The organism is Actinomadura sp. NPDC049382, from assembly GCF_040677125.1.
Lineage (GTDB): Bacteria > Actinomycetota > Actinomycetes > Streptosporangiales > Streptosporangiaceae > Spirillospora > Spirillospora geliboluensis.
The window spans coordinates 20,324-44,256 of record NZ_JBFARO010000041.1 but is presented as its reverse complement, the minus strand read 5'-3'; the positions used below and the strand labels follow the sequence as shown (position 1 = coordinate 44,256).

18 protein-coding genes are annotated in these 23,933 nt (G+C 73.0%); 2 read left to right on the top strand and 16 right to left on the bottom strand.

Features of this window, described 5'->3' with window-relative positions:
• From AB0K34_RS23865 to AB0K34_RS23815, 11 genes are all read right to left on the bottom strand, one after another.
• Complete coding sequence (locus tag AB0K34_RS23865; protein ID WP_364550918.1) at window positions 1-282, bottom strand: GNAT family N-acetyltransferase; 282 nt, start codon at window positions 280-282, stop codon at window positions 1-3.
• 76 nt (window positions 283-358) lie between these two features.
• Window positions 359-1,936: a citramalate synthase gene (cimA, locus tag AB0K34_RS23860; RefSeq protein WP_138637826.1), complete on the bottom strand. Its 1,578-nt coding sequence runs from the start codon at window positions 1,934-1,936 to the stop codon at window positions 359-361.
• Between the two features lie 236 nt (window positions 1,937-2,172).
• The gene (locus AB0K34_RS23855) at window positions 2,173-3,276 is read right to left on the bottom strand and encodes a branched-chain amino acid aminotransferase (protein ID WP_364550916.1); all 1,104 of its coding nucleotides are present in this window, start codon (window positions 3,274-3,276) and stop codon (window positions 2,173-2,175) included.
• 165 nt (window positions 3,277-3,441) lie between these two features.
• The gene (locus AB0K34_RS23850) at window positions 3,442-4,491 is read right to left on the bottom strand and encodes a 3-isopropylmalate dehydrogenase (protein WP_301176775.1); all 1,050 of its coding nucleotides are present in this window, start codon (window positions 4,489-4,491) and stop codon (window positions 3,442-3,444) included.
• Window positions 4,492-4,534: 43 nt separating this feature from the next.
• The gene (locus AB0K34_RS23845; protein ID WP_364550914.1) at window positions 4,535-5,200 is read right to left on the bottom strand and encodes a (2Fe-2S)-binding protein; all 666 of its coding nucleotides are present in this window, start codon (window positions 5,198-5,200) and stop codon (window positions 4,535-4,537) included.
• A 408-nt stretch (window positions 5,201-5,608) separates the two neighbouring features.
• The gene (serA, locus tag AB0K34_RS23840) at window positions 5,609-7,198 is read right to left on the bottom strand and encodes a phosphoglycerate dehydrogenase (RefSeq protein WP_138637822.1); all 1,590 of its coding nucleotides are present in this window, start codon (window positions 7,196-7,198) and stop codon (window positions 5,609-5,611) included.
• A gap of 169 nt (window positions 7,199-7,367) precedes the next feature.
• The gene (locus AB0K34_RS23835) at window positions 7,368-8,006 is read right to left on the bottom strand and encodes a hypothetical protein (RefSeq protein ID WP_240807859.1); all 639 of its coding nucleotides are present in this window, start codon (window positions 8,004-8,006) and stop codon (window positions 7,368-7,370) included.
• Window positions 8,007-8,338: 332 nt separating this feature from the next.
• Window positions 8,339-9,877: a DUF2079 domain-containing protein gene (locus AB0K34_RS23830; RefSeq protein WP_171069115.1), complete on the bottom strand. Its 1,539-nt coding sequence runs from the start codon at window positions 9,875-9,877 to the stop codon at window positions 8,339-8,341.
• A 248-nt stretch (window positions 9,878-10,125) separates the two neighbouring features.
• The gene (locus AB0K34_RS23825; protein ID WP_364550911.1) at window positions 10,126-12,099 is read right to left on the bottom strand and encodes a hypothetical protein; all 1,974 of its coding nucleotides are present in this window, start codon (window positions 12,097-12,099) and stop codon (window positions 10,126-10,128) included.
• On the bottom strand, window positions 12,096-12,812 hold the full coding sequence (locus AB0K34_RS23820; RefSeq protein WP_364550909.1) for an ABC transporter ATP-binding protein: 717 nt from the start codon (window positions 12,810-12,812) through the stop codon (window positions 12,096-12,098). Before AB0K34_RS23820 ends, AB0K34_RS23825 begins: the two co-directional genes overlap by 4 nt.
• On the bottom strand, window positions 12,809-13,411 hold the full coding sequence (locus AB0K34_RS23815) for a PadR family transcriptional regulator (RefSeq protein ID WP_364550907.1): 603 nt from the start codon (window positions 13,409-13,411) through the stop codon (window positions 12,809-12,811). The genes AB0K34_RS23820 and AB0K34_RS23815 overlap by 4 nt, the downstream gene beginning before the upstream one ends.
• 139 nt (window positions 13,412-13,550) lie before the next feature.
• Between AB0K34_RS23815 and AB0K34_RS23810 the strand changes: the two genes are divergently transcribed.
• Window positions 13,551-14,339 (top strand): hypothetical protein, encoded by a 789-nt coding sequence (locus AB0K34_RS23810; RefSeq protein ID WP_240807581.1) that lies wholly within the window; start codon window positions 13,551-13,553, stop codon window positions 14,337-14,339.
• Window positions 14,340-14,418: 79 nt separating this feature from the next.
• On the opposite strand, the gene ilvC is transcribed toward AB0K34_RS23810, so the two are convergent.
• From ilvC to AB0K34_RS23790, 4 genes are all read right to left on the bottom strand, one after another.
• The gene (gene ilvC, locus AB0K34_RS23805) at window positions 14,419-15,402 is read right to left on the bottom strand and encodes a ketol-acid reductoisomerase (protein ID WP_138636602.1); all 984 of its coding nucleotides are present in this window, start codon (window positions 15,400-15,402) and stop codon (window positions 14,419-14,421) included.
• 74 nt (window positions 15,403-15,476) lie between these two features.
• Window positions 15,477-16,001 (bottom strand): acetolactate synthase small subunit, encoded by a 525-nt coding sequence (gene ilvN / locus AB0K34_RS23800; RefSeq protein WP_138636588.1) that lies wholly within the window; start codon window positions 15,999-16,001, stop codon window positions 15,477-15,479.
• A gap of 5 nt (window positions 16,002-16,006) precedes the next feature.
• Window positions 16,007-17,893, bottom strand: coding sequence for an acetolactate synthase large subunit (locus tag AB0K34_RS23795; RefSeq protein ID WP_274704604.1), 1,887 nt, complete (start codon window positions 17,891-17,893; stop codon window positions 16,007-16,009).
• Window positions 17,894-18,019: 126 nt separating this feature from the next.
• Window positions 18,020-20,848 (bottom strand): EAL domain-containing protein, encoded by a 2,829-nt coding sequence (locus tag AB0K34_RS23790; RefSeq protein ID WP_364550904.1) that lies wholly within the window; start codon window positions 20,846-20,848, stop codon window positions 18,020-18,022.
• Window positions 20,849-21,282: 434 nt separating this feature from the next.
• Between AB0K34_RS23790 and AB0K34_RS23785 the strand changes: the two genes are divergently transcribed.
• Window positions 21,283-22,383, top strand: coding sequence for a PQQ-dependent sugar dehydrogenase (locus AB0K34_RS23785; RefSeq protein ID WP_364550902.1), 1,101 nt, complete (start codon window positions 21,283-21,285; stop codon window positions 22,381-22,383).
• Between the two features lie 58 nt (window positions 22,384-22,441).
• On the opposite strand, the gene gatB is transcribed toward AB0K34_RS23785, so the two are convergent.
• The gene (gene gatB, locus AB0K34_RS23780; protein ID WP_138636603.1) at window positions 22,442-23,926 is read right to left on the bottom strand and encodes an Asp-tRNA(Asn)/Glu-tRNA(Gln) amidotransferase subunit GatB; all 1,485 of its coding nucleotides are present in this window, start codon (window positions 23,924-23,926) and stop codon (window positions 22,442-22,444) included.
• Window positions 23,927-23,933 lie beyond the last annotated feature (7 nt).

The following is a 23,933-nucleotide window of genomic DNA, read 5'->3' as shown; positions in this document are numbered from 1 at the left end:
TCAGGACGCCACGAGGTCCTGGTAGTCGGGGTGCTTCTCGATCCACTTCTTGATGAACGGGCACAGCGGGACGGCCGTCCGGCCCGTGCCCCGCACGTCGTCCAGCGCGCCGCGGGCGAGCGCGCTCCCGATGCCCTTGCCCTCGAACGCCGAGTCGACCTCGGTGTGGGTGAAGACGACGGAGCCCTCCCCGTGCTCGTACTCGGCGAACCCGGCGAGGTCTCCGTCCACCCTGATCTCGTAGCGGCTCTTCTCGGCGTTGTCCGTGATCTCGGTGCTCATGCCCCGATAATGCCCCGCAGGCCGGTGGCATTCCCCGACGGGGCGTCCCGAGCGCGGCCGCGCGCGGCGGGCGGCCTCAGCCGGCCTCGTGGCCGGCGCGCAGCAGGCAGTAGGTGACGGCCTCCTCCAGGGCCTGCCAGGACGCGGCGATGACGTTGTCCTCGACGCCGACCGTGCCCCACTCGCGCTCGCCGTCGCCGGACTCGATCAGCACGCGGGTCCGGGCGTCGGTGCCGTGCGCGCCCTCCAGGATGCGGACCTTGTAGTCGACCAGCTCCAGCCGCCCGAGCTCCGGGTACAGCCGGCCGAGCGCGAGGCGCAGCGCGTTGTCGAGGGCGTTGACGGGGCCGTTGCCCTCGCCGGTCGCGATGATCCGCTCGCCCTTGGCGTGCAGCTTGACGGTGGCCTCGCTGACCATGGAGCCGTCGGGGCGGCGCTCCACGATCGACCGCCACGACTCGACCTCGAAGTGCCGCTGCCGGACGCCGGTCAGCTCCTCGCGCAGCAGCAGCTCGAACGAGGCGTCCGCGGCCTCGAAGGTGTAGCCGGTGGACTCCAGCTCCTTGACCTTGGCGACGACGTCCTTGGCCTTCTCGCCGGACAGGTCGTAGCCGAGCTCGCGGCCCTTCAGCTCGACGGACGCGCGCCCCGCCATGCTCGACACCAGCATCCGCATGTCGTTGCCGACGGCGGCCGGGTCGATGTGCTGGTACAGGTCCGGGTCGACCTTGACCGCCGACGCGTGCAGGCCCGCCTTGTGCGCGAACGCCGACACGCCCACGTAGGGCTGCTGCGAGCTGGGCGCGACGTTGGTGACCTCGGAGACGGCGTGCGCGATCCGGGTCATCTCGGCGAGCTGCGCGTCCGACACGAGGTTCATGCCGCGCTTGAGCTGCAGGTTGCCGACGACGGTGAACAGGTTGGCGTTACCGCTGCGCTCGCCGTAGCCGTTGGCGCAGCCCTGCACGTGGGTGGCGCCGGCCTTCACCGCGGCGAGCGTGTTCGCCACCGCGCAGCCGGAGTCGTCGTGGCAGTGGATGCCGACGCGGACGCCGTACCCGACGACCTCGTGGACGACCTCGGCCAGCTCGTCCGGCAGCATGCCGCCGTTGGTGTCGCAGAGCGCGACGACGTCCGCGCCGGCCTCGGCGGCGGTGCGGACGGCCTCCAGCGCGTAGGCGCGGTTGGCCTGGTAGCCGTCGAAGAAGTGCTCGGCGTCCAGGAAGACTCGTTGGCCCTCCGCACGCAGGTGGGAGACCGTGTCGCGGATCATCGCGAGGTTCTCCTCCAGGGTGGTGCGGAGGGCCAGCTCGACGTGCCTGTCGTGGCTCTTGGCGACAAGGGTCACGACGGACGCGCCGGATTCGCGCAGGGCGGCGACCTGGGGGTCGTCGGCCGCCTTCACCCCGGCCCGGCGGGTCGCGCCGAACGCGGTGAGCCGCGCGTGCCTCAGGTCGAGCTCTGTTCGAGCGCGCCTGAAGAACTCGGTGTCCTTGGGGTTGGCGCCCGGCCAGCCGCCCTCGATGAAGCCGACGCCCAGGTCGTCGAGGTGCCGCGCGATGGCGAGCTTGTCGGGCACGGAGAGGTTGAGCCCCTCCTGCTGGGACCCGTCGCGCAGGGTGGTGTCGTAGACGTGGAACGCGTCGCCTTGCATAGGTGAGAACCCCCAGAGGGTGGCGCCAGGGCACAAAAAAGACCCCTCACGGACGTGAGAGGTCTGCGCGCCGGCGGTGTCCCGTTAGCTGCCGGCGCGCCAGCCGATAATGACGAGGCTGTTGCGCATGATGCGCTCCAGTCTGCCATACGCGTCGAATGCTTGGGACATCCGTCTCGGATGATGAGACGGCGGGGCCCCGGCGCACGGTCGGCCGGGGCCCATGGACCCGCAGGTCAGACGAGTTTGTGGACCCAGCCGTAGGGGTCGGGGCGGGTGCCGTACTGGATGCCGACCAGCTCCTGGCGGAGCCGCATCGAGATCTCGCCGGGCTCGCCGTCGCCGATCGTCCACTCCCTGTCCCGGCCCTTGACCCGGCCGACCGGGCTGATGATCGCGGCGGTGCCGCAGCCGAACACCTCGGTGATCTCGCCGGACTCGCAGCCCTGCTGCCACTCCTCGATGCTGATCTTGCCCTCGGCGGCCGGGACCCCGAGGTCGGGCGCCAGCTTGAGCATCGAGTCGCGGGTGATGCCGGCGAGCAGCGTGCCGGTGAGCGCGGGGGTGAGCAGCCGGGCGTCCGCGCCGGAGCCGTAGACGAACATGAGGTTCATCGAGCCGACCTCCTCGACCCAGCGGTGCTCCACCGCGTCGAGCCAGACGACCTGGTCGCAGCCCTGCGCGACGGCCTCGGCCTGCCCGGCGAACGACGCCGCGTAGTTGCCGCCGAACTTGGCCTCGCCCGTCCCGCCGGGGGCGGCGCGGGTGTAGTCCTGCGACAGCCACACCGAGACGGGCTTGATCCCGCGCGGGTAGTACAGCCCGGACGGCGACGCGATCACCATGAACAGGAACTCGTTCGCGGGGCTGTTGACGCCGAGCGCGCGGGTCGTGGCGAACATGAACGGCCGCAGGTAGAGGCTGTGGCCCTCGGCGTCGGGGACCCAGTCCCGGTCGGTGCTGACGAGCAGTTCGATCGCGTCGACGAACAGCTGCTCGGGGATCTCCGGCATCGCCATCCGCTTGGCGGACCGGTTCATCCGCGCCGCGTTCATGTACGGCCGGAAGGTGACGATGGACCCGTCCGGCTGCTTGTAGGCCTTGAGACCCTCGAAGAGCTCCTGGGCGTAGTGGAACACCTGCGAGGCCGGGTCCATCGGGATCGGCCCGTACGGTTCGAGTCTCGCGTCGTGCCAGCCGCGCTCGGCCGAGTACCTGATCGTGACCATGTGGTCGGTGAAGTGCCGGCCGAAGCCGGGATCGGCCAGGACCGCGGCCCGCTCGGCGGCGCTCGCGGGCCGCTCGGTGCGCGTGATCTCGAACTCCAGGGTGTCGCTCATCGCGGTTCGTCCTCTCGCGGATCGCCGGGCGGCCCCATCGCCGCTGTGGCGTCTCTCATCCCTATTGTCGTACTTCGTCTAGACCTGCTCCTCCACGCGCGGCGCATGCCGAAAACCGGGCGCGCCGCGAGGGCACGCCCGGTCCGTCCGGACAGGCGGCGTGCCCTACCCGGATACTCGCTTGGCGATCGCGTCGCCGATCTGGGACGTGGACCGGGCGCCCAGGGCGGCGCGCTCGGCCAGGTCGTCGGAGACGGCCTGCTCGACCCGGCGGGCGGCGTCGCCCTCGCCGAGGTGGTCGAGCAGCATGGCGACGGACAGGATCGTGGCGGTCGGGTCGGCCTTGCCCTGCCCGGCGATGTCGGGCGCGCTGCCGTGCACCGGCTCGAACATCGACGGCGCCGTCCGGTCGGGGTTGACGTTGCCGGACGCGGCGAGCCCGATCCCGCCCGCGATCGCGGCGCCGATGTCGGTGATGATGTCGCCGAACAGGTTGTCGGTGACGACCACGTCGAACCGCTGCGGCTGGTTGACGAAGAACATCGTGGCCGCGTCGACGTGGACGTAGTCCGTGGCGATCTGCGGGTACTCCTCGCCGACCCGCTTGAGGACCCGCTGGTACAGGTCGCCGGCGAAGGTCAGGACGTTGTCCTTGTGGACGAGCGTGAGCTTCTTGCGCGGCCGGGACGCCGCGACCTCGAACGCGTACCGGACGACCCGCTCGACCCCGAACGCGGTGTTCACGCTCTCCTGCGTGGCGACCTCGTGCGGCGTGCCCTTGCGCAGCACCCCGCCGACGCCGGTGTACGGGCCCTCGGTGCCCTCCCGGACGACGACCATGTCGATGTCGGCGGGCGACACGCCGGCCAGCGGCGTCGCGACCCCCGGGAACAGCTTCACGGGCCGCAGGTTGACGTAGTGGTCGAGCTCGAAGCGGGTGCGCAGCAGCAGCCCGCGCTCCAACGTCCCGCTGGGCACGCTCGGGTCGCCGACGGCGCCGAGCAGGATGACCTCCTGCTCGCGCAGCTCGGCCAGCACCGAGTCGGGCAGCGTCTCCCCCGTCCGGTGCCAGCGGGCGGCGCCCAGGTCGTAGGAGGTCTGCTCGAACGTGAGGTCGCCGGACACGGCGTCGAGGACCTTCAGTCCCTCGGCGACCACCTCGGGGCCGATCCCGTCACCGGGGATGACGGCCAGACGAATGCTGCGCGAAGCCATGCGCGCACTCTACTGCAAACGTCTCAATGCTTGGGCTCGCGTCTCACGATTCGGTCAACAGCCCGCAATCTCCGCACTTCCCGCCGCCGGGCACCCGGTAGTACAGGCAGCAGCTCCGGCGGACGAACCGGTCGTCCAGGGCCCCCGCCAGCGGCTCCCGCGCGAGCAGGTCGCGCACCAGCGCGGCCCGCACCGGCGACCCCGGCACCCGCAGAGTGCCCGCCAGCGCGGACGCCGCGTTCCCCCAGGCCAGCCCGTCCGCGAGCCGGACGAACTCGGACATCGCCGCCAGCAACGGCCGGAGAAGGCCGTCCACGACCATGGGATGGATCACGGAGGCGGCTTCAGCCGCGCCCCCGACCCGCCACCCGCGCGGCTCCGGGACGCCGAGCCTGATCGGCTCGCCGGGCGCCCACGACCACCGCAGGCCCCCGAGGTCGGGCACGAGCCCGCCCGCCGCCGACGCGGCGACCGGCGACCACAACCGCGCCGCGAGCCCCTGGACCAGCAGGGAGGCGGCGACTCGCCGCTCCTGCGTCCGGAGCCGCACGGCGTGATCGCGGGTCAGTTCCCGCAGCCGCTCGACGTCCCCGGCGAACGGGCGCCAAGCGCCGCCGTCCACGTCGTCCGTGAGGAGCACGAAGTAGGGCCCCAGCCGGCCGACCTCGCGCAATACCCGGGCGACCTCATCGCCCTCGGCAACGTCCACCGGCCAAGTCTCGCACCCCGCGCCAGGACGAGCGGGACGGGCGGGACTATGGAGGGCTATTCCGCCCTACGGTCCAGGGCGGTCTGCAGGGCTCGGGTGGCCTCTTCTTCGGCTTCTTCGGCCGGGGTGTTGTTCCAGGTGTCGTCCATGGCAAATGCTCCAGATTCGCTGTGCTGTGGCGGGAGGGCCTGCCGGGAGCGTGGGGTCGCACGGTCCGGCGCGAAAATCGGGCTCACGGCCAGGCAGAGCCTCCGCAGCGGGTGCCGGCCTGCCGATGATCAGGCCCCGCTGCGGCAGCGAAGGATTACTACGAAGCGCCGCATGACTACCTGCGAGAATACCTCCGCCACGGCGGGTTGTCCCGATCCGTGGCGGAGGTTCTCAGTATGTGAGATGAGCGGGTGGGCGTCAGCCCTCCAGGTCGACGCGGCGGCCCATGTCGGCGCCGACCTCGCGGGTGATGGCCTCCACGAGCTGCGGCGCGATGGCGGAGTCGACGGTGAGCGCGATCAGCGCCTTGCCGCCCTTGGCGTCCCGGCCGACCTGCATGCCGGCGATGTTGACCTGCTCGTCGCCGAGCAGCTTGCCGACGGCGCCGACGATGCCGGGGCGGTCGACGTAGGAGAAGAACGCCATGTGCTCGGTCGGGACGAGCTCCATGTTGTAGCCGTTGATCTCGATGATGCGCTCGGCGTGCTTCGGGCCGGTGAGCGTGCCGGAGACCGAGACGACGTCGCCGTCGGCCATCGTGCCGCGCACCTGCACGACGTTGCGCCAGTCGGGGCTGTCCTCGGAGGTGGTGAGGGTGACCTCGACGCCGCGGTCGCGGGCCAGCAGCGGCGCGTTGACGAAGGTCACGGCCTCCTCGATGACGTCCACGAAGACGCCCTTGAGCGCGGCGAGCTCCAGCACCTTCACGTCGTGCTCGGCGATCTCGCCGCGGACGACGACGTCGAGCCGGACGGGGACGCCGCCGGCGAGGGCGGTGAAGATGCGGCCGAGCTTCTCGGCGAGCGGCAGGCCGGGCTTGACGTCCTCGGCGACCGCGCCGCCCTGCACGTTGACGGCGTCCGGCACGAACTCGCCGGACAGCGCGAGCTTCACCGAGCGGGCGACCTGCGTGCCGGCCTTCTCCTGCGCCTCGTGGGTGCTGGCGCCGAGGTGCGGGGTGACCACGACGTTGTCGTGGTGGAACAGCGGGCTGTCGGTGCAGGGCTCGCTGCTGAACACGTCGAGCCCGGCGCCGGCGACGCGGCCGTCCTTGAGGGCGAGGTCGAGGGCCTGCTCGTCGACGATCCCGCCGCGGGCGGCGTTGACGATCCGCACGTTCGGCTTGACCTTGTGGAGCTCGGCGTCGCCGACCAGGCCGAGCGTCTCGGGGGTCTTCGGCAGGTGGACGGTGATGAAGTCGCTCTCGCGGAGCAGCTCGTCGAGCGTGACGAGCTTGACGCCGAGCTGCGCGGCGCGGGCGGCCTGCACGTAGGGGTCGAACGCGATCACGTTCATGTCGAAGGCGGCGAGGCGCTGGGCGACCAGGACGCCGATCCGGCCGAGGCCGAGGACGCCGACGGTCTTGCCCTGCATCTCGACGCCGGTGTACTTCGAGCGCTTCCACTCGCCCTGCTTGAGCGCGGCGTGCCCCTGCGGGACGTTGCGCGCGGTGGCGAGGAGCAGCGCGATCGCGTGCTCGGCGGCGGTGACGATGTTGGAGGTGGGCGCGTTGACGACCATGACGCCGGCCTTGGTGGCGGCCTCCACGTCGACGTTGTCGAGGCCGACGCCGGCGCGGGCGACGACCCGGAGCTTCTTGGCGTGCTGGAACACCTCGGCGGTGACCTTGGTGGCGCTGCGCACGATCAGGGCGTCGACGTCGGCGACGGCCGGGAGCAGCTGCTCGCGGTCACCGCCGTCGACGCTCCGGACGTCGAAGTCGGCCTCCAGCACGGCGATGCCGGCCGGGGAGAGTTCTTCTGCGACGAGGACGACGGGCTTGCTCAAGAGGAAACAGTCCTTCGGAAAAGTGGGATGTTCGTGTGCTGTGTGCAGGTGAAGTCGCGAGTCACCTCGTCGTGGACCTCGCCCCCGGCAGACGAGTCTATAACCAGGGGGCCGCGCCGGTTCCCGGCAGGGAAAGACTCACCGGTAACTACGGGTTCGCCCCGGTCTGTCAGGCCGCGTTCGGTTCCGGGACGGCGGCGAGCACGGACGCCACCCGCTCGGCGTCGGCGACGTGCACGTGCGGGACGTCCACGAACACCCGCAGCGGCCCGGCGGGCAGCCCGAGCTCCTCGGCGACGCCGAGCTGCACCTCGCGCAGCGGGATGTACATCAGGTAGCCGCGGTGGACGTTCTGCGACCGGAACATCGCGGTCATGGTCAGCCGGTAGCCGCGGATCCGGAACGACAGCGCGGTCAGCGCCGGCAGCCCGTCGGCCGGCTCGCCGGGGATCGTCAGCGAGATCCACGCGCTGGTCGTCCACGGCCTGGCCCGCAGCAGGTCGACCACCCAGCGGATCTGGTCGTGCCCGTCCAGGTCGTGCAGCCGGGGCCAGTACCGGCCGCGGACGACGCGGCGGGTGCGCTCCTGGGCGCGCCGGACCAGCCGGGCATGGTCGCCGTACTCGTGGAGGATCGGATCCTCCCAGCTCAGCGAGCTGACCTCGAACAGCAGCGGGGGCCCCTCGATGATGGGGCCGCCGTCCTCCAGCCCGGCCTCGCCGGCGGACCAGACGTGCCGCAGCACGCCGATCCACGCCAGGCCGCACGTCTCCCAGCGCCGGACGTCCTTGTCCCCATGCGGCGGCATGTCATGACTCCGCACCGTTATTCAGAAAATTGACTAGCCGCGCGATTGCCGCGCCGGCGGGGAATTGCGCACCGCCTCCGGCCGGCGTCCGTCCGTTGACCTCGATCAGCCTCACACCGCTCATCCGCTCCGCCCCAGGACCCGCTCCGGCGGCGGTCACAAGGGTGTTCGCGCAGGTTCTCCACGCAGTGGCCGCGGCCGTCACGGCTTTCTTCAAGTATCAGGCAAAGTACCCAGAAACGATAGGGATATTTATCCGAACGGTACCTTCACTGGAATTCTGACCGCGATGTCGTCCATCGGTCACTGGACAATCCGCCCAAACGGTCGGGTCACCAGGGATCGGGGCCGTCGCGGTGCAGCACGATGTATCCGGACTGCCGGAAGACCGTCCGGTACCCGGCGGCCTCCAGTTCGGCGACGCGCCGCCGCTGGTCGGCGACCGACGGGAACGGGAACTCCAGCCGCCCGACGTAGGCGACCACCCAGGGCGCCCCGCGCGACCGCTCGTCCCACAGCAGGACGCGGGCGCGGGACGTCAGCGCGGGCCCGACGCCGTTGGCCGCCTCGACGAGCGCGCCGTCGGGGATCGTCGCGGCCGCCGCCGCGGCCGCGCGGGCCCGCTCGTTCTGCCGCCACAGCGCCGGGTCGGCCAGGTGCCGGTAGGCGAAGAACGGCACGCAGACGAGCGTCGCGGCCAGCACTCCGGCCATCGGCAGGACGGGCGGCACGCGCCGCGCCCTCCCCCAGCGCCCGCGCAGCCGCGCGGCCCCGTCCACCGCCGCGAGGACGAGCACGGCGACGATGAACGCGTTGTAGTGGTAGTGGGGCTCCCACCAGTTGCCGAAGCTGCTCGCGAGCATCCGCTCGGCGAGCAGCGGCACGGCGGTGAGGGTCAGCGGGGACGCCAGCGGCAGCAGGAGCAGCGGCAGGACGACCAGCGCCATCGTCAGCACCTTCTGCGGCGGGTCGACGAGCACGGCGGCGACGTCCCACGGCTGGGTGAGGGCGTGGACGGCGGCGTGCGGCACGTCGGGGCCGAGCGCCCCGTACGCCCAGTAGTAGCCGTTGTCGCCGCCGAAGGCCGAGATGAGCACGCGCGAGCTGACCCAGGTGGCGCACAGCCCGACCGCGGCGTAGGCGAGACCGGCCCGGCGGTCGCCCCGGGGCAGCAGGTCGCGCAGCCGCCGCCGCTCGCCGTCCGGCTCGTCGGGCCGGGTGAGCAGGTAGAGGCCGAAGCCCGTGAGGAGGAGCCCCATGTCCTCCTTGACGAGCAGCAGCGCGGCCGCCGCCAGCGCCGCGTGGACGCGCCGCCCGGCGTCGTACCGCTCGACCAGCAGCGCCGACAGCAGCGGGACGAACGCGACCTCGTGGAAGTCGAACGCGAGCGCCTCGGCGATCGGCCAGGACAGCGCGTAGGCGCCCGCCGCGCAGTACGCGGCGCCGGGCCCGAGCCGGCGCTCGGTGTACCGCCAGATCGGCCAGATCGCGAGCGCGAGCAGCACGGCCTGCGCGACCAGCAGCGTCTCGGGGCCGTCGTGGATCCAGTAGAGCGGCGCGAGCAGCGCCAGGATCGGCGAGAAGTGGTCGCCGAGGACGGAGAAGCCGGGCCCGAAGCCGTTGTGGACGCCCTTCACCATGGCGACCGGCAGGTCGAACCGGCTGTAGGAGCGCACCGCCTGGTCGAAGATCACCAGGTCGTAGCTTCCGGTCCGGAAGGCGCGCAGCCGCATCAGCGCGTACGCCGCGTACAGCAGCGCGCTCGCCGCGATCAGCGCGGCGAGCGGCGGGCGGGGACGGCGCCGGGCGCCTCCCCCGGTGCCGGCCGGAACCTCCCCGACGGGTTCCTGCGCCACGACGACCTCGGCCACGCGCCGGACGCTACCACCGGTCCGGCGCGCGGCTGAGTTCCGGCCCGCGCGTTTCCCCGGTCGGCGCGGCTCCATGACCGCGCCTTTCCCCGGGCGCGAGCCGCCACTCCCCAAGTGCGAGCCGCCGCTCTCCAGGTGCGGCCCGCACTCCCCGAGCGGGCCCGCCACTCCCCGAGCGGGGCCCGCCAGACCGCGGTGCGGGCCTGGCGGGCCGTGGGGCGGCGTTCCCAAGTCGCGGCGTGGGCCTCCTAGGCCGCGGTGCGGCGGGTCGCCGGGAGCCGGGAGGCGGAGGTTGCCCCGGCGACGAGCGCGACGAGCAGCGGGATGCCGACCCCGACCGCGAGGAGCAGCGTCCACGGGATGTCGACGATCACACCGTGCGCCGCCGCGCCCGTCTCCTGGACCTCGCTGGTGAGCGGGCGCGCCACCGCGATCCCGGGGACGAGCCCGCCGGCGATGCCGAGCCAGCAGCCGAGCGCCGCGATGAACGCGGCCCGCCCCATGGCCAGCAGCCGCCGGGTGCCCGGCCGGGCGCCGACGGCGCCGAGCGTCGCGAGGTCGGGCCGGGCGTCGGCGGACGCCAGGCCGGTCGCGATCAGCGCCCCGCCCAGCGCGAGGACGCCCGCCGCTCCCGCCAGCATCAGCGTGACCTTGCCGAACGACCCGGTGAAGCCGCGCTCGACGTAGACGGAACCGTCGTCGCGGGTGAAGGAGTCGAGGGTCTTGTCCAGGCGCGCCTGCTCGGCCTCGGTGACGCGGTGGTCGGCGCGGTCGACGCCGAACGCCTCCGTCCGGACGGGCAGCCCGATCTTCGCGGCGGCCGCCGGGGGCACGATGGCCCGCACGTGCGGGTCGCCGGAAGCGGCGACCGCCGGCAGGTTCTCGATCGTCCGGACGGTGTGCTCCTTGTCGTCCGCCCAGTACGACACCTTGGCCGTGGTCGTCCCTCCGGCCAGGGGCTTGACCCGGAACAGCACGATCTTGCCCTCGGCCAGCGCGGCCGTGACGGCGGGATCCTCGCGGCCGAGGACGAGCCTGGCCTCGCGGGCGCCGCCGACCACGTTGTCCATGAGGGTGAAGGAGGCGCCCCCGTCGAGTTCGGCGGCGAAGCTCACCGAGGGGCACTGCGACCAGTCGTCGGACGCGCAGACCCCGTCCTGCCCCGGCATGGCCTTCAGCGGCAGGACGGGCACGCCGGGCAGGTCGCCCCGGACGGCGGCCCCGACCTGGTCCGCCCGGTCCAGCGGCGGCCGGACCAGCGCCGAGCCCATGGGCAGCCGCGCCTGGTACTCGACCTGCTCCTGCCGGAGGTCGCTGGCGCCCCCGATGGCCAGCGCGGTGATCCCGGCGACGGCCGCCATGATCGCGGCGACCGCGGGCGCGGTGCGGGCCCGGTTGCGGGCGCCGTCCCGGACGGCGAGGCGGAGCGGCAGCGGCAGCCGGTGCGCGAGCCGCCCGGCCGCGCCGATGAGCCACGGGCAGGCGAGCACGAGCCCGATGATGATCGCCGCCGCGCCGATCGCGGCGCCGAACTCGCGCCACCTCCGGACGCCCTCCAGGCACAGCGCCACGCCCGCGGCGACGAGCACGGCCCCGGCGACGGGCCAGCCGCGGCGGCCCGGGGCGGGCGGCTCGCGGCGCTCGGCGAGGGCCGCGACGACGTCCATCCGGGCGGCCTGCGCGGCCGGGACCAGCGCGGCCGCCAGCCCGCTGCCCGCGCCGAGCAGCACGGCGGCGGCGAGCAGGAGCCACGGCACGGTGAACGGGCCGAGCGGGGCCGCGCCCCGGGCCTCGGCGATCCACTTGACGGCGGCCGCTCCCGCGACGCCGAGCACGGCCCCGCCGAGCGCCGCGGACCCGCCGAGGAGGACGCCGCTCGTCAGCACGACGGCGCGCAGGTGCCGGCCGGCCCCGCCGGCGGCGGCGACGAGCGCGAGGTCGCGGCGGCGCCGCCGGACGTCCACCACGAACGCGGGCCCGGCCAGCAGCACGACCTCCAGCACGGCCATCGCGACGATCAGCGCCAGCACGCCGGCCTCGGCGGCGGACGCCGCGCCCGCGCCGCCCGCGCCGTCCCGCGCCGCGGTCGTCGCCCGCAGGACCGCGAGGGCGCTGACGGCGCCGACCGGCAGGCCGATCATGCACAGCACCAGCGCGGTGCGGCCCTTCGACCGCAGCGCGTCCTGCCGCGCGAGGCGGAAGGCGAATCCGTAGCGGGTCACGTCGTCTCCTGCAGCAGGGTCTCCGGGCCGGTGCGGGCGGGGGTGGCGTCGACGAGCCGGCCGTCGCGCAGGAACACGACCCGGTCGGCCCAGGCGGCGTGCCGCGACTCGTGCGTCACCATCAGGCAGGACGCGCCCGCGTCGCAGCGGCCCCGCAGCACCCGCATGACGTCCTCGCCGGTGTGGCTGTCGAGCGCGCCGGTCGGCTCGTCGGCGAGAACGAGCCGCCGGTCGCCGACCAGCGCCCGGGCGATCGCGACGCGCTGCTGCTGCCCGCCGGACATCTCGTCGGGGTAGCGGTCGGCGAGGTCGCCGATGCCGACCTCCTCCAGCGCCTGCAGCGCCTCCCGGCGGGCCTTGCGGGCGCGGACGCCGTCCAGCTCGCGCGGCAGCATGGCGTTCTCGGCGGCGGTCAGGCTGGGGATGAGGTTGAGGTCCTGGAAGACGTAGCCGACGGCGCGGCGGCGCAGCGCCGAGCGGGCGGCGCGGCCGAGCGCGCCGAGGTCGGCGCCGGCCACGAGGACCTGCCCGGACGTCGGGGTGTCGAGCCCGCCGGCGAGCGTCAGCAGGGTCGACTTGCCGGAGCCGGACGGGCCCATCACCGCGACGAACTCGCCCTCGGCGACGTCCAGCGTCACTCCCGCGAGGGCGTGCACGAGGCCGGGGCCGCTGCCGTGGTCGCGGGAGACGTCCCGCAGGGACAGGACGGTCATCGCCGCGCCTCCTCGTCGGCCTTCTCCAGCGCCTCGGCGGGCGCGGCGGCCGGGGTCGCCGGGGCCGCGGGGGTCTCGGCGCGGGCGACGTAGGACTCGCAGTGGTCCAGCCAGCGCACCTCGGCCTCCGCCTGGAAGATCATGGACTCCAGGACCAGCCGCCACGCGCGGTCGCCCTGGTCGGCGGGGACGGCGGGCGCGTCGGCCTTCAGCCGGGTGAGGTCCTGGAGGGCGCGCAACGTGGCGGTGCGCTGCGCCTGGACGACGGCGGCGACGTCCACGCCCGGGGTGGTGACGGCCATCGCCAGCTTGATCGCGAGCTCGTCGCGGGGCCGGTCGGCCCGGACGAGCGGGGTGGCGAACCACCGCCGGACGTCGGCCTCGCCCGCCGGGGTGATCCGGTAGACGAACCGGCCCTCGTCGTCGGCGCCGACGCGGGTGACGAGCTCGTCGCGTTCGAGCCGGGAGAGGGTGGAGTAGACCTGGCCGATGTTGAGCGGCCAGGTGCCGCCGGTGGAGGACTCGAACTCGGCGCGCAGCTGGTAGCCGTAGCGGGGCCCCTGGGACAGCAGGGCCAGCAGGCCGTGACGGATCGACATGCCTACCAAGTATGCATACCGCGTATCCCCAAGGCAATACCGAGTATGCATCCGGGAGGACACACCACCGGGATTTCACTGTGAGCGACGGCGCGGAGCCTTAACGTGACCGATGTCCCCGGCCGATCAGGAGAGACCCGTGACCTCGGACTGCACCATCAGCGTCCTGCGCGACGTGCTGCGCGTGTACGACCACCGCTACCTGAGCCTCGACCGCGTCCAGCGGGAGCGGCTCGTGGAGGGCACCCGCCTCGTGCTCGGCGAGGAGGGGCTGAGCGAGGCCGCCCGCGCCGCCATGCCGGCGTCCGTGCGGCTCCGGGCGTTCTGCATCCAGCACGGCCTGCGCGAGGAACTGGAGCGGCTGATCCGGGACGAGGTGGAGGGCAGCCCGGCGGGCGCCGTGGTGGTCGGCGGCCGGATCTACGCGATGTACCCGTACCTGCGCGGCGTCCCCCGGCAGGACGCCGACATCACCACCGAGGTCGGCGTCGAGCACCGGCTCGACGCGGTCGCCTGGCAGGGCCGCAAGGTGCGCATCCGCGGCGTCGCCGCGCTGCAGCGCGTCGAGACCAACCACACCGCCGTGGACCTCATCCTGCGCGAGCGGACGTCCGGCGTCGAACACGGCTTCCCCGCCGGGCCCCGCCCGGACGGCGCCCGCGGCTTCGAGGCCGTCGCCGACCCCGCCGCCGTGGCGCCCGGCCGCTGGGACGTGCACGTCGCGGCGACCGCGCTCGGCGTCACCCGCGAGGCCCGCTTCGGCTCCGTCCGCGCCGAGGGCGTGCGGACCGGCCCGCAGCGGCGGGCGGCCGGCGCGAAGGACGTCGCCGTCTACTTCACCAGGGGCGGCCACCTGGCGCTCTTCGTCAGCGGCACCGGCGGCGGCCCCTCGCTGCGGGCCCGGCTGCTCCGCCGGTTCGGCCTCTGAGCCTCCCCGGCACGCGGGCCGGGCCCTGAGAACGGCGAAGGCGCGGAGGCCGCCGGCCTCCGCGCCTCCGGCGCGGTGCTCAGTCGTTGAGCCAGCTCATCATCGGGCGCAGCTCGGCGCCCGTCTTCTCGACCGGGTGCTCGGCCATCTTCTCGCGGTACTCCTTGAACTTCTTCTGGCCGCTCTCGAACTCGTCCACCAGCTCCTTGGCGTACTGGCCGGACTGGATCTCGCCGAGGATCTTCTTCATCGCGGCCTTGGTCTCCGGCGTGATCACGCGCGGGCCGCTGCGGTAGCCGCCGTACTCGGCGTTGTCGGACACCGACCAGTACATCTTGGAGATGCCGCCCTCGTACATGAGGTCGACGATCAGCTTCAGCTCGTGCAGCACCTCGAAGTAGGCGACCTCCGGCTGGTAGCCGGCCTCGGTCAGCACCTCGAAGCCGGTCTTGACCAGCTCGGACGCGCCGCCGCACAGCACGGCCTGCTCGCCGAACAGGTCGGTCTCGGTCTCCTCGGTGAAGGTGGTCTTGATACCGCCCGCGCGCAGGCCGCCGATCGCCTTGGCGTAGGAGAGGGCCAGCGGCCAGGCGTTGCCGGACGCGTCCTTCTCCACGGCCACGATCACCGGCACACCGCGCCCGGCGACGAACTGGCGGCGGACGAGGTGCCCCGGGCCCTTCGGCGCGACCATCGCCACGTCCACGCCCTCCGGCGGCTGGACGAGGCCGTAGCGGACGCTGAAACCGTGGCCGAAGAACAGCGCGTCGCCCTCGACGAGGGCCGGCTTGATGTCCTTCTCGAAGATCTCCCGGTGGTGGTGGTCCGGGGCCAGCAGCATGATGAGGTCGGCCTCCTCGGCCGCCTCCGCCGGGGTCACGACGCGCAGGCCCTCGGCCTCCGCCAGCTCCCGGCTGGCCGACCCCTCGCGGAGCCCGACCCGGACGTCCACGCCGGAGTCGCGCAGGGAGAGCGCGTGCGCGTGCCCCTGGCTGCCGTAGCCGATGACCGCCACGTGCCGGCCCTGGATCACGCTCAGGTCGGCGGCGTCGTCGTAGAACATCTCAGCCACAGTGCTGTCGCCTTTCGTTGTATCTGTATTGGTCTGCCGGCGCGCGGGGGCGGGCCCCGCACGGGCTACGCGCTGCGCTCGATCGCGCGGAGCGAGCGGTCGGTGATGGACCGGGCGCCGCGGCCGATGGCCACCATGCCCGACTGCACCAGCTCCTTGATGCCGAACGGCTCCAGGACCCGGATGAACGCGTCCAGCTTGTCGCGGTTGCCGGTCGCCTCGATCGTGACCGCGTCCGGCGCGACGTCCACCACCTTGGCACGGAACAGGTTGACGGTCTCCAGCACCTGCGAGCGCGTCTCCGCGTCCGCCCGCACCTTGACCAGCACCAGCTCGCGCTGGACCGACGCCCCGGAGTCCAGCTCGACGATCTTCAGCACGTTGATCAGCTTGTTGAGCTGCTTGGTGACCTGCTCGAGCGGCAGGTCGGCGACGTTGACCACGATCGTCATCCGGGAGATGTCCGGGTGCTCGGTGACGCCGACGGCGAGGGACTCGATGTTGAAGCCGCGCCGGGAGAACAGCGCCGCGACCCTGGCCAGGATGCCGGGCTTGTTCTCCACCAGCACCGAGAGGGTGTGCAGGCTCATCGGGGTCAGTCTCCGTTCTCCCACTCGGGCGCCATGTCCCGCGCGATCTTGATGTCGTCGTTGGTGGTGCCGGCCGCGACCATCGGCCAGACCATGGCGTCCTCGTGCACGACGAAGTCGATCACGACGGGCGCGTCGTTGATCTCCATGGCCTTGGCGATGACCTCGTCGACGTCCTCGGCCTTGTCGCAGCGCAGGCCGACACAACCGTACGCCTCGGCGAGCTTGACGAAGTCGGGGATCCGCTTCTCGGCGTGCTCGGCCTGCGGCTTGAGGCCGGTGTTGGAGTAGCGCTCGTTGTAGAAGAGCGTCTGCCACTGCCGGACCATGCCCAGGTTGCCGTTGTTGATGATCGCGACCTTCACCGGGATGCCCTCGATCGCGCAGGTCGCGAGCTCCTGGTTGGTCATCTGGAAGCAGCCGTCGCCGTCGATCGCCCACACCGTGGTGTCGGGCGCGCCCGCCTTGGCGCCCATCGCCGCCGGGACGGCGTAGCCCATCGTCCCGGCGCCGCCGGAGTTCAGGAACGCGCCCGGCCGCTCGTACTTGATGAACTGCGCGGCCCACATCTGGTGCTGGCCGACGCCCGCGACGTAGTAGGCGTCCGGACCGGCGATCTCCCCGATCCGCTCGATGACGTACTGCGGGGACAGCGAGCCGTCGGCCGGCGTGTCGTAGCCCAGCGGATAGGTCTCCCGCCAGGCGTTCAGCTGCCGCCACCAGTCGGTGTAGTCGCCCTTGCGGCCCTGCTCGTGCTCGTTCTGCACGGCGACGATCAGGTCGGCGATGACCTCGCGGGCGTCCCCGACGATCGGGACGTCGGCGTGCCGGTTCTTGGAGATCTCCGCCGGGTCGATGTCGGCGTGCACGACCTTGGCGTGCGGCGCGAACCCGTCCAGCTTGCCGGTGACCCGGTCGTCGAACCGGGCGCCGAGGGTGACCAGCAGGTCGGACCGCTGCAGCGCCCCGACCGCGCCGACCGCGCCGTGCATGCCGGGCATGCCCATGTGCAGCGGGTGGCTGTCGGGCAGCGCGCCCTTGGCCATCAGCGTGGTGACGACGGGCGCGCCGGTCAGCTCGGCGAGCACCTTCAGCTCGGCGGACGCGCCGGCCTTCAGCACGCCGCCGCCGACGTACAGCACCGGGCGCTCGGCGTTCACGATGAGCCGTGCCGCCTCGCGGACCTGCTTGGAGTGCGGCCGGGTGACGGGCCGGTAGCCGGGCAGCTGGAGCGCGACCGGCCACTCGAAGGCGACGGTGGCCTGGAGCGCGTCCTTGGCGATGTCGACCAGGACCGGCCCCGGCCGCCCGGTGCCCGCGATGTGGAACGCCTCGGCGATCGTCCGGGCGATGTCCGACGCCTTGGTCACCAGGAAGTTGTGCTTGGTGATCGGCATCGTGATGCCGGCGATGTCGGCCTCCTGGAAGCCGTCCGTCCCGATGAGGGAGGACGCGACCTGGCCGGTGATCGCCACCATCGGCACCGAGTCCATGTAGGCGTCGGAGATCGCCGTCACGAGGTTGGTCGCGCCGGGGCCGCTGGTGGCCATGCAGACGCCCACCTTGCCGGTCACCATCGCGTAGCCCTGGGCGGCGTGTCCGGCGCCCTGCTCGTGCCGGACGAGGACGTGGCGCAGCTTCTTGGAGTCGAACAGCGGGTCGTACGCCGGGAGGATCGCGCCACCCGGAATGCCGAACACGGTGTCGACGCCGACGTTCTCCAGGGCGCGGACCAGCGCCTGGGCTCCCGTCATCTGTTCGGTCGTCATGATTCTGCGGTTCCTTGGGGAGTGAGTCTTGGCTCGCCGGGCAACAAAAAACCCCCGCCGCCGTGAAGCGGTCGAGGGGAGGCGCGCAGGACGAGAAGCTTGGTCAGCCCGCGCGCCGGCCAAGTACTACGAGGATGATGGAGGTGCTCTGCACGAGCCCACTTTCGCCGATGTCCGCCCCCCGGTCAAATCCGTGGACAGTAAATCTCAGGATTTGAGATAACTGTGGCGCGGTTCACGCGGCGGAGGTCAGCCCGGCAGGGGCAGCGCGACGTCGCCCGGCCGGTTGCGCCCGGCGAGGTTCGTCCGCACCAGCGACTCGACCCGCCCCGCCGCCATCGGGCGCGCCACGAGGAAGCCCTGGCCGCGCGGGCAGCCCATCTCCCGCAGCAGCTCCAGCTGCTCGGGCCGCTCGATGCCCTCCGCCACCACGGTCAGCCCGAGGTCGCTGCCGAGCCGGACGATCGTGCGGGTGAGCAGCGTCAGCGTCTCGTCCGCGCCGAGGCCCGCCACGAACGACGGGTCGATCTTGATGATGTCCACCGGGAGCTGCCCGAGGTAGGCCAGCGAGGCGTACCCGGTGCCGAAGTCGTCGATCGCCAGCCGGACGCCGAGGTCGCGCAGCTCCGACAGCCGCGCCACGTTCTGCCCGGCGTCCTCGACGAGGACCTCCTCGCGGACCTCCAGGGTGAGCGCGCTCGGCGCCAGCCCCGTCTCCTCCAGCACCGCCGCGACCGTCTCGGTGAACCGCGGCGCGGCGATCTGCCGGGCGGTGAAGTTCACCGACAGGCCGATGTCCCAGGAGTCGCCGCGCCAGCGGGCGACCTCGCGGCACGCCTCCCGCAGCACCCACTCGCCGAGCGGCACCATCAGGCCGGACTCCTCCGCCGGGCCGATGAACTCCTCCGGCGGCACCGCCTCGCTCCCCCGCCACCAGCGCAGCAGCGCCTCCACCCCGGTCACCCGGGACGTGCCGAGGTCCACCACCGGCTGGAACTCCACCGCGAACTGCTCCTCGGCGAGCGCCGTCTGCAGGTCGCTGCCGAGCTCCAGCCGCCGGACGACGTCGGCGTGCATGTGCGGGGCGTACACCTCGACGCGCCCGCCGCCCGCCTCCTTCGCGCGGGCCATCGCGAGGTCGCCGTTGCGCAGCAGGTCGGCGGCGGAGCGGCGGACCCGGCGGCCCGCGTCGGCGCCGCCGGGGCCGGCGCCGGGCTCCTCCTCGTCCCCGGCGAACGCGATGCCGACGCTCGCCGTCAGCACGATGTGCTTGTCGCCCACCTGGTAGGGGTCGGCCGAGAGGACGCGCAGCAGCCGCCCGGCTAGCTCGACCGTGGCGCGGGTCTCGCCGTCGTCCGGCGGGAGCTGCACGAGCACGGCGAACTCGTCGCCGCCCCACCGCGCCACCGTGTCGTCCGACAGGACGTTCGCGCGCAGCCGCCGCGCGGCCTGCGCGAGCACCTGGTCGCCGGCCGCGTGGCCCTCCGAGTCGTTCACCGCGGTGAACCCGTCGAGGTCGACGAACACGACCGCGGCCTTCCCGCCGGACGGCTGCCGCGACAGCACCTCCCGCGTCCGCTCCTCAAAGTAGGACCGGTTCGGCAGGCCCGTCAGCCCGTCGTGGAACGTCAGGTGCGCGACCTGCCGCTGCAGCGCCGCCTGCTCGCTCAGGTCCCGCGTCGTCACCAGCAGCCGCGCCGGCGTCCCGGCCGAGCCGCTGTACCGCGAGATCGTCGACTCGGTCGGCAGCCAGGTGCCGTCGGCCGCGCGCACCCGGCACGACACGCGCAGCGCGTCGTCGGGCCCGCTGCCCGGCTGCTCGCCCAGGAACTCGGTGAACACCGCCTGGACGCGCGGCAGGTCCTCCGGGTGGACGATCTCGCTCAGCGGGCGCCCGAGCAGCTCCTCGGACGTGTAGTGGTACGTCCGCAGCGCGCCCGCGCTGGCGTACTGGACGGTCGCGTCCAGGTCGCAGATGAGCACCGCGTCGTTGATGCTCTCCGACAGCGCCCGGAAGTGCTCCTCGCCGGTGTCCACGGCCCGGCGCAGCGCCTCGTTCTCGTGCAGCAGCGCGGCGAGCCGCGCGATCAGCACCAGCGCGGCCGAGCCCGCGGCGATCGACACGCCGGGCTCCAGGCCGTTCTGGCCGGTGAGCGAGTGGCCCCCGATGAACAGCGCCGCCGCGGCGGCGACCGCGGCGGGCGCGATGCCGGGACCGATCATGCGGCCGCGCTCCTCGCCGTCCACCTCGACGTCCGCCGGGATGTCGTCGACCGGCAGGTCCGGCTCGGCGACCGGGCCCGTCCACGGCACCAGCAGCAGGAGCAGCAGCCCGGCGAGGCGGAGGATGTCGGACGGGTCGTCGGACGGCCCGCCGCCGTCCAGCCGGACGAACGTGCTCACGATGTCGGCGGCGGCGATGGCGGTGAGCGCGCCGTACCCCATCCAGGCGAGCCGCCGGTGCCCGCGGGCCGCGCCGAGGACGAACGGCAGCGCGCCGCAGACGAACACGATGTCGATCAGCGGGTACAGCAGTTCCAGCAGGAACTCCTGCGGCGCCTCCCCCGACCGGTGGTACAGGGTGCCGAACAGCGCGACCCAGCCGAGCACGAACAGCGCGCACGCGCAGACATAGGTGTCGGCCGCGTAGCGCAGCCAGGTGCCCGCGTCGCGCGGCAGCCGGATCGGCGCGACGAGACCCGTGACGAGCGCCACCAGCGCGAACAGGTAGAACAGGTCGGGCACCGACAGGGACAGCGCGGTGCGGCCGGCGCCGTCCGCCAGGGCCCCGCCGAGCGCGCCGACGAACCAGGACGCGGCGGCGATCCCGTACCACCGCCACGACGCGCGCCAGAGCCCGCCCGGTGCGCCCGGCTCCGCCGGGACGCCGTCCGGCCGGCGCGACGACAGCAGCAGCGAGACCGCGGCGGCGCCCGCGGCGCCCGCCTCCGCCCACGCGATGAACGCCCGGCCGCCCCAGCCCAGCAGCGAACCGGTGGCGTACAGCACGCCGACGACCGCGGCCATGGCGACCGGCAGCGCACGCGGCGGCATCCGCCTGGCGTAGTCGCCGCTCATCGCGCCGGTCCCTTCCTGCCCCCGGTGGGGCGTGTCGGCCCCCGCGGACGGTGGACGCCGCACGTCGGGGAAGAGTCGGGGTCCACGACCCTCGCCGCCCGTACAACGGGCGGAAGGCCGCGGATCGTGCCCCGCGCAGGGTCGGCGCGGGCCGGTGGCGACCGGCCTGCCTGGGGGGAGCATGCCTGCCGGAGCCGCCTGCCGGAGATCAGCGACGTTGCTGCACTACGGGATCACCGTGTCGCTCACTGTACGTTCGGTAGGTCACGGAGCGATTGAGGCTGAGCGTCCTCCCGGCGACAAACGACCTCGTCGCGGATCCGTTTGGGAGGCCCGAAATGGGATCGTCACCGAATCGGCGGCTTGCCCGGCATGACGCTCGGTGACGGGGAACGACCGGACCGCCGGATGCGTACTACCTACGGGAGGCGTTCATGCGACTGCACACGATCGTCCTGGTCTCGACCGCGGCGCTCCTCGCGGGCTGCTCGTCCTCTTCGTCCGGCGGGGGCGACGACGGCGGCGGACGCACGTCGCCGCCGGTTTCGTCCGGCGCGCCGTCCGGGACGCCCGGAGCGCCCGGCAAGCCGCGCACCGTCACCGCGGATCTGGAGGTGCCGTGGGCGGTGGCGTTCCTGCCCGGCGGCGACGCGCTGGTGACCGAGCGGGACTCGGGCCGCGTGGTGCGGGTCGCGCCGTCCGGGCAGAAGACGGTCGTCGGCACGGTGCCCGGCGTGGAGGCGCAGGGTGAGGCGGGGCTACTGGGCGTGGCCGTGTCGCCGTCGTACGCGTCCGACCATCTCGTCTACCTGTACTACACGGCCGCGGCGGACAACCGTGTCGTCCGCGCCACCTATGACGGGCGCCTCGGTACGCCCGAGCCGATCGTCACCGGCATCCCGAAGGGCCCCAACCACGACGGCGGGCGGCTCGCGTTCGGCCCCGACAAGATGCTCTACATCGCCACCGGCGAGACCGGCGACGGCCCCCTCGCCCAGGACAAGAACTCCCTCGCCGGGAAGATCCTCCGCGTGACGCCCGACGGGAAGCCCGCCCCCGGCAACCCGTTCGGCAACCGCGTCTGGACCTATGGGCACCGCAACGTCCAGGGCCTCGCCTGGGACGGCAAGGGCCGCCTCTACGCCACCGAGTTCGGCCAGAACCGCTTCGACGAGATCAACCTGATCCAGAAGGGCAAGAACTACGGCTGGCCCGAGGTCGAGGGCGACGAGGACGGCGACGGCTTCACGAAGCCGCTGCTGACCTGGACGACCGACGAGGCGTCGCCGTCCGGTCTCGCCTACGCGGACGGCTCCCTGTGGGCCGCCGCGCTGCGCGGCGAGCGCCTCTGGCAGGTCCCTCTGAACAACGGCAAGGTGGGCCGCCCGGTCGCACACCTCCAGAACGAGTTCGGGCGCCTGCGCGCCGTCACCAAGGCCCCCGACGGCACCCTCTGGGTCACGACCAGCAACCGCGACGGCCGCGGCGACCCCGCCCCCAACGACGACCGCGTCCTCAGCGTCCGCCCAGACTGACCACCGTCCCGCGCCCATCGGAGGGGCGCGGGACGGTACCGCGTGTCAGGGCGCGTGATCAGGACGCGCCGAGCTTCTCCAGGATGAGTTCGCGGGCGCGGCCGGCGTCGGCCTGGCCGCGGGTGGCCTTCATCACGGCGCCGACGAGGGCGCCGGCGGCGGCGACCTTCCCGGCGCGGATCTTGTCGGCCACGTCGGCGTTGTCGGCGATCACCTGGTCGATGACCGAGGACAGCTCGCCCTCGTCGCTGACGACCTTCAGGCCGCGCTTCGCGACGACCTCGTCCGGCGTGCCCTCGCCGGCGAGGACGCCCTCGAACACCTTGCGGGCCAGCTTGTCGTTCAGCTCCCCGGCCGTGATCATCGCCTGCACGCGGGCGACCTGCTCCGGCGTGATCGGCAGGTCGGCCAGCTCGACGCCCTGCTCGGTGGCGCGCCGCGACAGCTCGTTCATCCACCACTTGCGGGCCGCGCCGGCGTCGGTGCCCTGCGCGACCGTCGCCTCGATGAGGTCGACCGCGCCGGCGTTGACGACGTCGCGGAGCTCCAGGTCCGACAGGTTCCACTCGGCCTGGATGCGGCGCCGGCGCGCCGCCGGGAGCTCCGGCAGGGACGCGCGCAGCTCCGCCACCCAGTCCCGGGACGGCGCCATCGGCACCAGGTCGGGCTCGGGGAAGTAGCGGTAGTCCTGCGCCTCCTCCTTGCTGCGCCCGCTCGTGGTGCGGCCGGTGTCCTCGTGGAAGTGGCGGGTCTCCTGGACGATGCGGCCCCCGGCGTCCAGCACGCCGGCCTGCCGCTCGATCTCCGACCGGACGGCCCGCTCCACCGATCGCAGCGAGTTGACGTTCTTGGTCTCGGTGCGGGTGCCCCACTCGGACGCGCCGCGCGGCATCAGCGAGACGTTCACGTCGCAGCGCATCGAGCCCTGCTCCATGCGGACGTCCGACACGCCGAGCGACCGGACCAGCTCGCGCAGCTCCGTCGCGTACGCGCGGGCCACCAGCGGCGCCTTGTCGCCGGTCGCCGGGATCGGCTTGGTGACGATCTCCACCAGCGGGATGCCGGCCCGGTTGTAGTCGACCAGCGAGTACTCGGCGCCGTGGATGCGCCCGGTCGAGCCGCCGACGTGCAGCGACTTGCCGGTGTCCTCCTCCATGTGGACGCGCTCGATCTCGATCCGGTACGTCTCGCCGTCGACCTCGACCTCCAGGTGGCCGTCCACGCACAGCGGCTCGTCGTACTGCGAGATCTGGAAGTTCTTCGGCATGTCCGGATAGAAGTAGTTCTTCCGGGCGAACCGGCACCACTCCACGATGTCGCAGTTCAGCGCCAGGCCGATCTTGATGATGCCCTCGATCGCCGCGTGGTTGGTCACCGGCAGCGCCCCCGGCAGCCCGAGGCACACCGGGCACACCTGCGTGTTCGGCTCCGCGCCGAACTCCGTCGGGCAGCCGCAGAACATCTTCGACGCGGTGCCGAGCTCGATGTGCGTCTCGATCCCGAGGACCGGCTCGTACTTCGCCAGCGCCTCGTCGTAGTCCATCAGCGTC